Origin of the sequence: Pseudohongiella nitratireducens (assembly GCF_001642735.1) — a bacterium.
In the GTDB taxonomy this organism is placed as follows: domain Bacteria; phylum Pseudomonadota; class Gammaproteobacteria; order Pseudomonadales; family Pseudohongiellaceae; genus Pseudohongiella; species Pseudohongiella nitratireducens.
Genome location: NZ_LWHM01000031.1, coordinates 256,506 through 269,773 on the forward strand (window position 1 = coordinate 256,506; position 13,268 = coordinate 269,773).

The following is a 13,268-nucleotide window of genomic DNA, read 5'->3' on the forward strand; positions in this document are numbered from 1 at the left end:
GTAAATTTCAGTACAATACGCGCGGTTAGCATGGTTCAGCAGGAGCCCCACATTGAAAGAAATCATCCTTATCAATATCACAGGACCGGATCGACCAGGTCTGACGGCAGCGATGACCGGTATACTTGCCAAATCCAGCGTTAATATTCTGGATATAGGCCAGGCCGTGATTCATGACACCCTTTCCTTTGGTATTCTGATAGAACTGCCGGATGACAGCCAGAAAAGCGATATCTTGAAAGATATACTGTTTCGTTGCTCCGAGTTGGACCAGCAAGTCAGGTTCACCCCAATTCATTCCGATGATTATCAGTTGTGGGTTTCCGGCCAGGGCAAGTCACGCCATATTGTGACAATCCTGGGACGCCGAATTACTGCAGAGCACATCGAACGCGTCAGCACCATTACAGCCAGGAATGGCCTGAATATCGATCACATTGACAGGCTATCAGGCCGCATTCCGGAGTCTCAGCCGATCGACCAGCGCAAGGCCTGCATCGAGTTTTCCGTACGTGGTGACCCGGAAGACCTGGATGCGCTAAGAGCCGAGTTCCTGACCATTGCCCAGGAACTCAATGTGGATATCGCCTTCCAGAAAGACAGTGTTTTTCGGCGCACACGACGTCTGGTGGTATTCGATATGGATTCCACCTTGATCGAAGCAGAAGTCATTGATGAGCTGGCTAAGGCAGCTGGCGTTGGTGATCAGGTCGTCGAAATTACCGAGCGCGCCATGCGTGGAGAATTAGACTTTCAGGACAGCTTCCGGGAACGCGTTGCCCTTCTGAAAGGTCTGCCCGAGTCGACACTGGCTGAAATTGCTGAACGCCTTCGCCTGACCGAAGGCGCTGAAGAATTGATAAAACAGTTGCGCCGACTTGGCTACAAGACCGCCATTTTATCCGGTGGTTTTAATTATTTTGCCGAACGTCTACAACATCGCCTGGGAATTGATTATGTTTTCGCCAATGCTCTGCCTGTTGAAAATGGCATTGTCACGGGCGAAGTTGAACTGCCCATAGTCGATGGTCAGCGTAAAGCCGACCTGCTCAAAGAACTCGCAAACAAGGAATGTATCAGCCTCGAACAAACCATCGCAGTCGGCGATGGTGCCAACGACCTTCCCATGTTATCTATTGCCGGGCTGGGTGTCGCATTCCGGGCCAAACCGCTGGTGAAACAGTCTGCCAAACAGGCGATTTCCACCCTTGGTCTCGACGGCATACTCTATCTGTTGGGGATTCGTGACAGAGACAGCCTTAATTGATATTCACCTGAATAATACCCGATATTCATTACCCTCAATGGTGAATCTATTCACTTTACATTCCCTGCCAAGCGGGATACGGTAAAGTCATTCCATAACAAGCACGTCCGTATAAACGCGACACAATAACAACAAAATAGAGCACTATAAACATCAGGAGTGTTGCCATGAGCGTTTCTGTTAAAAGTACCTCTGTTAAAAGTACCTCTGTAAAACGGCCAACCGTTTGCGCTGTATTGGCTTTGCCATTTGCGATCGCCTTGCAAAACGGCGTCGCTCAAACTGACTCAATCCCTGAACTGGGCGGTCTTTGGACCAATGCGTCTTTGACCAGTCTGACACGTCCCGACAATGTTTCCGAGCTGGTCGTCACACCCGAGCAGGCTGCTGCCATCGTCGCTAATACCTCGATTGCAGGCTTACCGGCCGACCAGATAGACGCCCCGGAAGCCAGAACACCTGGCGCAGCACCGCCAGCAGGCAGTTTTGATTTTGGTTTGCGGGGTTACAACGATTTCTGGATCGACCCCGGTAGCACCCTGGCCAGAGTCAGAGGTGAATTTCGAACCTCCTATATTATTGATCCCCCTGATGGGCAGATCCCACTCTTGGAAAATCCACAGACCCAGATACGACGCAGTTTCGGTGCGCGGTATGTGACAGGCGAAGGCAATGCCGATGGCCCAGAAGCGCTGCCTTTATCAGAGCGCTGCCTGGTGGGCTTTAGCAACACCTCCGGTCCCGGCATGATGGGCGCGCTGTACAACAGCAATTACCAGTTTGTGCAAACCGAAGACTACCTGGTCATTCTGGTAGAAATGATTCACGATGCACGAATCATCCCGTTGTATGACAGCGCTGAAGAGGCACGCGCCAATACCCGCCCGGTCGAGCATCAACCCTGGTTTGGTGACTCGCGTGGCTGGTATGAAGATGGCTGGCTGGTTGTGGAAACCGTGAACATCAACCCCAAGCAAATGGCTGAAAGCTCGGTTGCCATCACCCAAGCTGGGAAAATCACTGAGCGTTTTACCCGACACTCTGACACTGAAGTCATTTATCAGTTTACGGTAGAAGACGATAACCTTTACCGCCAGCCCTGGACCGCTGAACTGAGTTTCCATGCAACGGAAGGTCCCATCTACGAATACGCTTGTCATGAGGGTAACTACGCCATGGCGGGTATTCTTGCTGGTGCGCGTCGGCAGGAAGCTGAAGCTGCTGATGCCGAATAGGTAAGAACGCAGGAGCGGTCAGGGCCTCATAGAACCGGTGGCAGACGACCACAGCACTTAGGGCCTCGCTCGGCGGGCGAAAACTCAGCCTGTGGCTTCAAACAATCAGCTCGCTCACTCGGGTTGCGGGCAGACCATCACTCCACATACCTCAGCCGACCACTGCCTAACGCCCTTCACCCGGCAGCCGAAAACTCGCCTGACGGCTCAAACAGTTCGGCTGCGTTTTCGGGTGAAGGGCGTTAGGCAAAGCGTGGTCTGACTGGCTGAGGTATGTGGAGTGATGCCCTTCCCTTGTGCCGTGTTTTGGTGCTATTGGGAGCAGCGACGTTAGGGACAGGCAAAGCAAAAAGGGCCGGCAATTTTTCATTGCCGGCCCTTTTTTGTGTCGTTCAGACTTTCTAAGCAGTGGTTAGAAGTCGTAAGACATACGGGCGTACATGACTCGACCCAGTGGATCTTGCAGCTCACCTACGATACCGGAAGTCATACCCACTTTCTGTGGTTCACGATCGAAGGCATTACGCATACCGACTGTGATACCAGTCTGACCATCACCGATTTCCAGGCCGCTGTAAGTGTAGAACCAGTCCATCTGTGTCCAGGCACGAATGGTGTCTACATCTCTCCAGTTGCTGTGCGGGAAGTACTGCTGGAAGCTATAGTTGTTCGCGTCATAATTAACTTCGTCAACATAACGCGTGGTTGCCGCCACAAAGTGGTCGCCCATTCTCCAGGTTGCACGCAGGTTGGCGCGCCATTCTGGCATTGCTGGGACCGCACCGTAATCGTTGTTGTGGTTGCCCACCGCCTCGATCACAGGATCCAGAGGATCCAGCTGGAACTGGTAGGAGTCAACCATTGTAGCCGACAGGTTAAGACCGAACTCGCCCCACTCATTCGTTGGGATCAAGTAATCAGCCGTGATGTCGTATGCCTTAACCAGCATCGCAGAAGCGTTAGAGTCGCTCTGAATGACTTCTGTGATAAAGCCGATGTCGTTAGGCGCACGGATGATACGATCATCTGATGCCGGGTTAGCTACCCAGTTACGAATCTGATCTTCTGTTGGGTAAGGGTTCGCCGTAGTTGGCGTGAAGCCAGTTTCGATTTTGAAGTTCTCAAAGTCCTTACGCATCAGATCCTGAGTGGTTGTACTAACGATACGGTTGCTGAAGTCAGTTTCGCTGTAGTTCAACGTCAGCGTCAGGTTATCAGTTGGTACAAGATCTACACCCAGCGTCCAGCTTTCTGAGGTTTCAGACTCCAGATTCGGGTTACCCTGCTGACATGAGTTCACATAGGCGTTAAAGCTTGAGAACAGGTCATCCAGCAGTGTCAGACCACAGTCACGTGGTGCTTCCAGCTGGTTCATGGTTGGTGCCAGGAAGGCTTCGCCCCATGTTGCACGCAGACCTAACCAGTCGGTTGGTTCATAAACAGTACCCACTTTAACAATGGAGTCTTCCTGACCTGTGCTGAAGCTCTCATTACGGGCAGCAATGTTCACTTCCCAGTTAGACGCCAGTGGCAACAGGAATTCTGCCATCACGGCATCAACTGAACGGCTGCGTGAGAATGGCGCCACCTGGGCACCCAACAGGCCTTCGCCCGCAATTGTCAGTGCATCCGGAATACGCTCCAGTGACTCCTCACGACGCTGTAAGCCAAAAGCCGCACCAATTTCACCGCCAGGCAGCTCAAAACTACCCAATGGAATAGTACCGTTGAATACCAAATCGAAGGTTTGCAGATCATCCGTGTAACGACGGCGTGGATCCCGGCCCACCTGATCCATCACGGCCTGAGAAGTCGCAAATTGTGGGTCTGTCACACCAAACGGGTTGAAACAGGCATCCACGTCGTTGACTACATCACAGGTCAGGCCTTGAGCGATCGCGTCATAGTTCCAGACCTGAGACTCAGTGTTCAGGTCCAGCATACGGGAGAACGAGTAACCTGCCTGACCTTCCCAGCCATCCAGGTAAGGTACTGTGAACTGAGCATCAAATGCTACGCGCGTGTAGCGACGATCCAGTTCATCCTGACGAGCACAGGAACCGTCCTGGGCGTTTTGTACCGGACAGGTATCGGCTTTACCAACCGCACGCCAGCGAGTGATTGGCAAATCCTCATAGAAAGGCACGCCACCCATTGGATCACTATTCATGTTGGCAAACTGGTTTTGCGCCAACACGACATTGTTATCAGCACCACGCAATGGCAGTGGACGACCATAGCCATCAGTTACAATGTTACCGGCATTGTCACGACGAGGCTCGGCAAACAGCTCATTGCCGCTTGCGTTCACCGCACGGAAGGGGTTGCCTGGCAGCTCACCGCGTACAGTCGGCAGTGCCGTAGTACGGCCACCCGGGTTGGATGGTGACGTGCGACGATCAGCTGTCTGGCGGGTGTACATTAACTGGCCGCTCAGGGTCAGGTCAGAACTGACATCCCAGGTCGCATTGGTGAAGACCTGCATGATGTCATTTTGTTCGCGGAAATCACGCGTATCACCAAAGTCCATCCAGCAGCTACCCAATGCCTGGAAACCAAAGGGGTTGGCTCCGATTTGGGCAGGATCATCCCGGGTAGTGCTACATGAGGGATCTGGACGGTTAGCAGATACACCCGTCAGATTACCCATCTCGTCACGCTGGGGTACAGACCAGTTACCTGGGTTGGAAGTACCGGAAGAAGTCAAACCCGCTTTCATCAAGTCGGGACGGTCAATCCAGCGCAGTGGATCGGCTTCACGAAAAGCAAATGCACCGACAAAGTCAATTTCACCGGCGATTTCGGTACCAAAAAGGGTGGATATCTGCTTCTCATTGAAGCTGCCAGGACCATCGTCCTGCTCATAATATAACTCGGTTTTGATGCCGTCATATGACTTGTAAGGCACCATGTTAACCACACCGGCTACCGCGTCAGTACCGTACAGTGCCGCAGCACCATCGGTCACGATTTCCATACGTTGTACGGCAATATTTGGCAGCAGCACGTTAACGTTGGATGTCGGTGTACGCTTGCCATCCATTAACAGCAGTGTGGCGCTGCTGCCGAGACCACGCAGGTTGAATGCAGTCGTATTACTGGATGTACCCTGAATCGTATTGGTCGTGGCAGAACCGGCGTTGAACGTCATGTTTTGCACAACCTGACCCATGTTGACCGTACCTTCGGCCTGCAGATCTTCGTTGCTAATGGTGGTGACAGGTGATGCGGCAGTGAAACCTTCACTGCGACGGATGAATGAACCCGTGACAACAACTTCTTCCACTTCTGGCTCGTCCTGGGCCATCGCTGGCAGAGAAACCGTTGAAGCAAACACGGCTAAGGAAGCGCCGGTGGTCAGTTGTCTGATGAGTGTAGATAGTACAGATGGTTTTGTTTTGATTGTTACAGCAGTCACTTATACGCCCTCGTATCATTGTGATTATATATGGTCGTACTCATATTTTATTAGCGGGTACCGCCTATGCCTGGCTCTCCTCAACAAGCAGACTGGCGTTGTCCACTCTAAAACCAAACACGAAACCCGCATTTTTTTTATGCACCCGATTGCATTTCACATACCAGGACCAGCACTACTCCAACTATATAAAGCTCGATCAAAAAGCCTAGCAAGAGCGCACCAGTACAATGTGATCTGGGTCGCATCGTCGAACACTAACAAAGTCGTCACAATTTGTAAAGAACTGTTTCCGCAATTCTTCAAATTGCTTATTGATTCAGATCAAGGAAGGGAGATTTGGGGAATTGATGTTACTTTTACAGACGTTTTACAGACACTTGGGGCTTGTATACGAAACCAAAACATAATCTTTAATCGTATATTAAAAGCACACTCTACATAAACTCATTTCAACCTACAAAAGACTCACTTTATCGAAGAGCAAGGATTTAGAGAAAGTACACGTTTTCTAGCGAAGAATAATTACTCGACAACCACTTTAAGAACCTGGCCGACTCGCAACATGTCACCAGCCAGGCCGTTTTGAGAGCGTATGGCATCCACACTGGTTCGGTAACGGTTGGCAATGCGCCAAAGCGTCTCGCCGCGACGAACCTGGTGCTCCAGTTCCGTAGGCTGCTGGGTGGCGGTCTCTTGCTGGCTGGCCACCATTGTGGCATTGCCATTGCTGTTTGATTCTGCCGGGATTGTCAGCACCTGCCCGACACGAATCAAGTCGCCTCGCACATTATTAGCCGCGCGTAGCTGGCTGACAGTGACATTGCTTCTCGCAGCAATGGCAACCAGGGTATCACCAGACTGTACTTCATAATCGTGGGTTCGACCAAGAATACTGGCCAGGTAAGCCTGATAAGGTTCCGGGAATGTGGCTACATGATAGTGGGGTGGTCTTCGCTCACGGGTTACATCCAGCACACGGCTTCCCTCAAGAGATAGCAGTGTCTGCTCCAACCAGCGGCGACACCGACTATTGGAAGGCACGCGCAAGTCAAAAGCCATGCCAGTTGGATGCACCGAGTCATTGGCAGCATTGGATGGCTGGCGGGCAATCGGGCGCGTCATGCTGGTGACCGTCATCTTCTCACCGCAAGCGTTGTAATACTGCGCACTCAGACGTTCAACCAGCGTTTTAACGGCCGGTTGCAGATAGGGATAGGACACATTGTGAATCGCCATTGTTGGCGTCGGGCGAACACGCTGCAAATTACCAAGCTGGATCATGTCATCGACATCTCTCGATGTATGAGCAAACTGGTAACCATGACTGACAGCATGACCATGTTGCTGTTCCATGGACGAACGCGATCCACGCAATGTTTGCGCTTGCGTCATAGAAGCCGTAATCAGTGTGCTGATAGCCAATAGGCAAATTGTCGTTATTTTCATCCCTTCTGCCCGCTGCTCAGAAATTGGATTGATTTGAAGATACCGATGGCACCCTATTCTCAGGTGAATTATTCAGTTTGTCCAGCATTGTTATGATTTTTATAACAAAAAATCAAATTATCATCATTAACTATTCGTCAAATTCACCAAATGCTGGCTTGATTTACCATGTTCGCCGAGATAAGCCAGATGCCAGATAAAATATTTTTCTAATATTATCAGCAACATAAGGCACTCCTCCTGATGGCATCAAATATGCATTACTACAGGATGATGCTCCGACATTTTGACGAAAAATAACCGCCACTTTAACGGATCGTCATTTTGAAAACAATTTCTGGTTCAAGAGCCAGCAAAGGAATATATTTTCCTATTAGGGCGGTCTGATGATTGCCACAACGACGCAGGAGGTTACCAGTCGTGCACTTGCCAACACGCTATAGAGATTTTCGACCCTTACCCTGGATGGCCAAGGTAGTGAGCCTTTTGCTGATTGCCGTTTGCCTCATAATGGGCGTGGTCGGCGTGCTGCTGCCCATCATTCCAGGCGTGCTGTTTTTCTTCATTGCTGCCTTGCTATGCACCCGGGTATCACAACGCGCCTATCATTATGCGCATGCAAATGCCTGGTACCGCAGACACCTGGACAGCTGGCACCGTTCAAACCGACTGCCGGTTCTGTCCCGACTCAAAATAGCCGGATTGCTGGCGATCCGGTCAGTCGCTGATGCCATTGTCAGCCTTGGTAAAATGCTGGCTCGCTGGCGACAACGACCTTGATGGACAACGAACTTGAAGAGAGGGAGAAAAAACTCAGTCCCGGCGTATTACCACAATGACGGCTCCTCGATTCTCGCTATGGACATCCAGCACCGTTCCCTGACGATGCAAATAATTCAACTCAGCCAGCACAGCGTCGCGAATTCGACCGCCGCCAGTAATCAGTCGCAACTGCCGACAGTATTGATAGCACCAGCAATCCTGTAAAGCCAACTCGAACTTCTCAAGCGCCTCAGCAACCGTTTCGTGTTGATGGGCTATGTCGACAACCTCTGTACTGCCATCAGAGGCTTCGAACAAGGGGCTATCACACTTTTCACAAACGGGTTGCTGTTCCCGGTCCCTGATGTCAGCTGGCGCCAGGGAGTGCGGCATACCGCATACCAGACAATCCCGATCCAGATTGCCAAAACCAGATTGCATATTGGCCACCATAAAAAAACCGTGCATTATGCGGATTGTAAACGCTTCGCACAACTTAACGTCCCGCTCATCCCGCAGGCCGTATCAAGGACCAGAGTAAACGACCATGAACCGATCCCTCCGCTACCTTTTCACCTGTATCACCCTGTTTGCCATACTAGCCACTGGCGCCAACCTCCTTCAAGCGCAAGAGAGGCCGGATAACCTGGACTCCCTGGACCAGATTCTCGCCACGTCCGGTTATAACGGCACAATGATCATAGTTAACCCAGAATCAGGGCAATGGTTGCAAGGCGCTTACCAAAACCCCGACGAAACATTGCCACCACTGGATATTGATAGCGCAGCTATCCCGGCTTCTACCTTTAAAATATTCAGTTCACTGGTGGCATTGCAAGAAAGCGTGGTAGCGAGCGCAGAAACCATAATCCCCTGGGATGGTGTCGAACGAAGCCGCCCTGAAATTAACCAGGACCTTACGCTGGCAGACGCCTTCCGTTATTCAGCAGTCCCGCATTACCAGGGCATGGTAAAAACAGTCGGTGAATCGCGTATGCAGCATTGGCTGGACTTGGCCGAGTACGGCAACCAAAATCTGGACGGCGGTTTGACGACGTTCTGGCTGGAAGGCGACCTGCGCATCACACCACGGCAACAGTTGACGCTATTACAGTCACTCAACAACCTGTCATTGCCATTTGACACGAACGTGCAACAGACCGTGAAAAACATCATGGTTAACCGAGAAGAATCAGGTGTCATTATTCGTGGCAAGACAGGCCTGGCAGTCATTGGCAACGGCATGAATACCGGCTGGTGGGTAGGCTGGACTGATAATGGCAGTCAGATCTGGTATTTCGCGACACTGTTACAGGCCAGCCAAAACACGATGGCAGAGACGCCAGAGGCGCAGGCAAATTTTATTACTGCTCGCCAGGCAGTGACTGACAAAGCATTACGACACCTGGAAATCCTGCCTCCGCTTTCTCAATAATTCAAACGGAGGCAGGCACAAAGGCATCAGGGGACAGGTGTTTTCAACGCCTTGTAGAACGCGTCAACACTTTCCCCTTCATTCTCCGGGGTCTGAGTCATCAGGGAAACCACAGGAATGACAACCAGTGGCACCAGGGTTGTGAAATACGCCGCCACATCATTTTCCATGTGCAGAACCCAGGTATTGGCAGCCCAGGCCAGCAGCCCGAGACCGTAACCCGTGGCGATGCCCCAGAATACAGCCACTTCGGTCGTCTTGCGCCAGTAGAAAATAAAACCGATAGCAATTGCCGGTGGCACAACCATGGCAAAACCCAGTAACAAGAGCTGCAACACAGAGGTAATCGGCAGCACACAGGCCAATGCACCAGCGAACAGACCGTAAATGACAGCAGTGATGCGATAGGAGCGCAGCTTCTTGGTCGGCGTGAACTCACGAGATCCCGGTATCCAGTCATTGACAAACAGCGTTGCACTGGAGAGCAGGATAGGACCACCAGAAGAGATCAATGCAGCCAAAACGGCAGCCAAAGCAATGCCACCGATAATCGGCCCGGTATCAGTCGCGATCTGGGTGATGGTCGCATAGCTGGTCAGACCGCTGTCAGCGCCATAACGTGCCACGGCTTCGACACCGATAATGGATGCCAGAAATGGCATAATCGCAGCAAGCACCCCGGCCAACAGGAAGGCCGGGATAATCAATTTTTCTGAGCGGGCAGAACTGGAGTAATTAACATATACCGAAGCTGCTGGCGTGTGAATGACGGCTGAAAAACCCATGGCAATAATCGGAAACCAGCCCATGCCGACAAAACTCCACCAACTGGCTGAATCCCGGCCTGATGTTTCCAGTGCCACATCCACCTTCTCCCGTATACCGCTAATGCCACCCAGTTCGGCTCCCGCGAGTATGGCAACCGCCAAAAAGCCCAATGTAACCACGACCACATGAATGATATTCGTTGACGATGCGCCACGGATACCAGACAGGGCTGTGGCACTGACAATGACCAGCGCCCCGATCATAATGCCCACTTCACGATTAATGCCAAACACGGCGCTGATAATAATACCAATCAGCAACGGCTCAAGAATGTTGACGATCAGATACTCTGTCTGCACACAGAGGCTGGTCAGGCGGGCATTTCGATAGGTTCCGTAGCGCTTGACGAACAGCTCGCCCACAGTAACCAGTCTCAAGCGGCGATAAGGGATGGCAAAAAAGATACCGACCAGAGCCAGCGCCAGAAAAGAGTTGACGCCGTACCACATATTCCAGATACCGGTATTCATGGTGTCACCAGCTACGCCATAGGTACCGGCACCGCCAATGCGCGTGCCGGCAATCCCCGCAGCAATCATCCAGACGCCCATGGCACTGCCGCCGATGGCCCAGTCATCAGAACTGGTACTGCGTTTAGTCAGATACATGCCTACCAGGGTCACCAGACCCAGGTAAACAATAATGGTAATCCCTGCCAAATCCATAATCCCCCCTACGGAATTTTCTGGTCTTTCTTATATTATGCAAAGCATCGGGATTCTAAGCAGACTTTACCTGCCAAGTTAACCCAAATACGGTAGAACGACAGGAAAACCGTTCACCACCATCAATACAGCACAACACTGCGAATGGATTTGCCCGCATGCATCAAGTCAAACGCCTCATTGATATTTTCCAGCGGCATGGTATGGGTAATCAGATCATCAATATTGATTCTGCCTTCCATGTACCAGTCCACAATGGTCGGCACATCAGTCCGCCCGCGCGCACCGCCAAAGGCACTACCACGCCACACCCTGCCAGTGACCAGTTGGAAAGGACGCGTGGAAATTTCCTGCCCGGCGCCCGCGACACCAATAATCACTGATTCGCCCCAACCCTTGTGACAGGACTCAAGCGCCTGTCGCATGGTGTTTACGTTACCAATACATTCAAAGGTGTAATCCGCACCACCGTGCGTGATATCGACAATCGCTTCGACCACATCCTCAACTTCTTTCGGGTTGATAAAATCAGTCATGCCAAACTGTTTCGCCAGTGCCACTTTCTCCGGATTGATATCCACACCAACAATCTGACGCGCACCCACCATGCGTGCTGCCTGAATGACATTAAGGCCAATGCCGCCCAGGCCAAAGACCACCACACGAGAACCCGGTTCGACTTTGGCATCAAAGATCACAGCGCCAACCCCGGTGGTAACACCACAGCCGATGTAGCAAACTTTATCCAGCGGTGCATCTGAGCGTATCTTGGCCAGGGCGATTTCAGGCAGCACCGTGTAGTTTGAAAACGTCGAACAACCCATATAGTGCCGGATTGGCGTGCCGTCAAGGGAGAAACGACTGCTGCCATCAGGCATCACACCCTGCCCCTGAGTGGTACGAATGGACTGGCACAGATTGGTTTTGGGGTGCAGACAATAGTCACATTCCCGGCATTCCGGCGTGTACAGCGGTATCACCGTGTCACCCTTTTTGAGTGATCTGACACCAGGCCCGACATCCACGACAACGCCCGCCCCTTCATGGCCCAGAATGGCCGGAAAGGCACCCTCCGGGTCATCTCCGGACAGAGTGAATGCATCGGTATGACAGACACCGGTTGCCTTGAGTTCGACCAGTACCTCTCCCGCCTTTGGACCTTCCAGGTCAACTTCGCAGATTTCCAGTGGTTTTCCTGCTGCAAATGCGACCGCCGCCTTTGTTTTCATACCCAACTCCTTAAATGACGTGATGATCCGTGTTTCTGTACAAGATTATTAACAATTATTCTGCTCTCAGATGCCTGGCGTGAAAACGCAAATGCTCTGCAATAAATGTGGCGATGAAGTAATAGCTGTGGTCATACCCGGATTGAAAGCGAATTCTGACATCCGCACAGTCCTGCACCACGGCAATCAGATCGCGAGTCAGCAACTGTTCCTTGAGGAACTCATCATCCTCACCCTGGTCAACCAGCAGGGGCAAATGCCACCCATTCTCTTTAATCAGTTCCACACTGTCATATTCAGACCAGACATCCTTATCCGTACCCAGGTAGGCTGTAAATGCCTTTTCACCCCAGGGACAGGCACTTGGATGCACAATTGGCGAAAATGCTGACACTGACTGATAGCGCTCCGGGTTCCGGGCAGCAATCATCAAGGCTCCATGTCCCCCCATAGAGTGCCCAGAGATAGCGCGACGCTCATTTACTGGCAAATGCGCCTCAACCAGTGCTGGTAATTCACGGGTAATATAATCATACATTTGAAAATTAGACTGCCAGGGAGCCTCAGTCGCATTAACATAAAAACCGGCCCCCTGACCGAGATCATAGCCTTCATCATCAGCCACATGCTCTCCACGGGGACTGGTATCGGGAATGATCAATGCCACCCCCAATTCAGCAGCAACTCGTTGAGCCCCGGATTTGGTGCTGAAATTCTGATCATTACAGGTCAGTCCGGATAAAAAATACACCGCAGGCACTGTCTGCTCTTTGCAGGCACCAGGCGGTAAATACACGGAAAACAACATGGTACAGCCCAGTGCGCTCGATTCATGCTGATAACGGATTTGGGAGCCACCAAACAGACGCTGTCGATTCTGTTCCATCAGTGGCTGTTCCTGGCTGTCTTGGGCCCGGTTGTCTTGGGAATGTCTGGACATAATTACCTTTTCTCTCTTATGCTCGCTGGAAGCCAAGATA

The 13,268-nt window shown here is 51.6% G+C and carries 10 protein-coding genes; 4 read left to right on the forward strand and 6 right to left on the reverse strand.

All coding sequences use genetic code 11. From position 1 onward, the window contains the following. Nucleotides 1-52 precede the first annotated feature (52 nt). Both serB and PSCS_RS11545 read left to right on the forward strand, forming a co-directional pair. Nucleotides 53-1,267 (forward strand): phosphoserine phosphatase SerB, encoded by a 1,215-nt coding sequence (gene serB / locus PSCS_RS11540; RefSeq protein WP_068812241.1) that lies wholly within the window; start codon nucleotides 53-55, stop codon nucleotides 1,265-1,267. 167 nt (nucleotides 1,268-1,434) lie between these two features. Continuing rightward, a complete protein-coding gene (locus tag PSCS_RS11545; RefSeq protein WP_068812242.1) occupies nucleotides 1,435-2,502 on the forward strand; it encodes a hypothetical protein in 1,068 nt (355 codons plus the stop codon). A 412-nt stretch (nucleotides 2,503-2,914) separates the two neighbouring features. Here PSCS_RS11545 and PSCS_RS11550 read toward each other — a convergent pair whose 3' ends face one another. Continuing rightward, nucleotides 2,915-5,920: a TonB-dependent receptor domain-containing protein gene (locus PSCS_RS11550; protein ID WP_068812243.1), complete on the reverse strand. Its 3,006-nt coding sequence runs from the start codon at nucleotides 5,918-5,920 to the stop codon at nucleotides 2,915-2,917. A 525-nt stretch (nucleotides 5,921-6,445) separates the two neighbouring features. After that, on the reverse strand, nucleotides 6,446-7,369 hold the full coding sequence (locus PSCS_RS11555; RefSeq protein WP_068893726.1) for a DUF5715 family protein: 924 nt from the start codon (nucleotides 7,367-7,369) through the stop codon (nucleotides 6,446-6,448). 420 nt (nucleotides 7,370-7,789) lie between these two features. Between PSCS_RS11555 and PSCS_RS11560 the strand changes: the two genes are divergently transcribed. After that, nucleotides 7,790-8,149, forward strand: a complete 360-nt coding sequence (locus PSCS_RS11560; RefSeq protein ID WP_082866323.1) for a DUF454 family protein — start codon at nucleotides 7,790-7,792, stop codon at nucleotides 8,147-8,149. 33 nt (nucleotides 8,150-8,182) lie between these two features. Here the strand turns inward: PSCS_RS11560 and PSCS_RS11565 are convergent, their stop codons facing one another. Next, nucleotides 8,183-8,572, reverse strand: coding sequence for a hypothetical protein (locus PSCS_RS11565; RefSeq protein WP_157885705.1), 390 nt, complete (start codon nucleotides 8,570-8,572; stop codon nucleotides 8,183-8,185). Nucleotides 8,573-8,678: 106 nt separating this feature from the next. On the opposite strand from PSCS_RS11565, the gene PSCS_RS11570 reads away from it, so the two are divergent. Beyond that, nucleotides 8,679-9,566: a penicillin-binding transpeptidase domain-containing protein gene (locus PSCS_RS11570; RefSeq protein WP_068812247.1), complete on the forward strand. Its 888-nt coding sequence runs from the start codon at nucleotides 8,679-8,681 to the stop codon at nucleotides 9,564-9,566. 26 nt (nucleotides 9,567-9,592) lie between these two features. Here PSCS_RS11570 and PSCS_RS11575 read toward each other — a convergent pair whose 3' ends face one another. From PSCS_RS11575 to fghA, 3 genes are all read right to left on the reverse strand, one after another. Beyond that, on the reverse strand, nucleotides 9,593-11,059 hold the full coding sequence (locus tag PSCS_RS11575) for a sodium:solute symporter family protein (RefSeq protein ID WP_068812248.1): 1,467 nt from the start codon (nucleotides 11,057-11,059) through the stop codon (nucleotides 9,593-9,595). 122 nt (nucleotides 11,060-11,181) lie between these two features. Beyond that, nucleotides 11,182-12,288 (reverse strand): S-(hydroxymethyl)glutathione dehydrogenase/class III alcohol dehydrogenase, encoded by a 1,107-nt coding sequence (locus PSCS_RS11580; protein ID WP_068812249.1) that lies wholly within the window; start codon nucleotides 12,286-12,288, stop codon nucleotides 11,182-11,184. A gap of 55 nt (nucleotides 12,289-12,343) precedes the next feature. After that, nucleotides 12,344-13,174, reverse strand: coding sequence for an S-formylglutathione hydrolase (gene fghA / locus PSCS_RS11585; RefSeq protein WP_106387115.1), 831 nt, complete (start codon nucleotides 13,172-13,174; stop codon nucleotides 12,344-12,346). Nucleotides 13,175-13,268 lie beyond the last annotated feature (94 nt).

Coding starts and splice junctions, on each gene's coding strand:
- PSCS_RS11545 (WP_068812242.1), top strand. CDS start 1,435: ATGAGCGTTTCTGTTAAAAGTACCTCTGTTAAAAGTACCTCTGTAAAA.
- PSCS_RS11555 (WP_068893726.1), bottom strand. CDS start 7,369: ATGAAAATAACGACAATTTGCCTATTGGCTATCAGCACACTGATTACG.
- PSCS_RS11565 (WP_157885705.1), bottom strand. CDS start 8,572: ATGCAATCTGGTTTTGGCAATCTGGATCGGGATTGTCTGGTATGCGGT.
- PSCS_RS11570 (WP_068812247.1), top strand. CDS start 8,679: ATGAACCGATCCCTCCGCTACCTTTTCACCTGTATCACCCTGTTTGCC.
- PSCS_RS11575 (WP_068812248.1), bottom strand. CDS start 11,059: ATGGATTTGGCAGGGATTACCATTATTGTTTACCTGGGTCTGGTGACC.
- PSCS_RS11580 (WP_068812249.1), bottom strand. CDS start 12,288: ATGAAAACAAAGGCGGCGGTCGCATTTGCAGCAGGAAAACCACTGGAA.
- fghA (WP_106387115.1), bottom strand. CDS start 13,174: ATGGAACAGAATCGACAGCGTCTGTTTGGTGGCTCCCAAATCCGTTAT.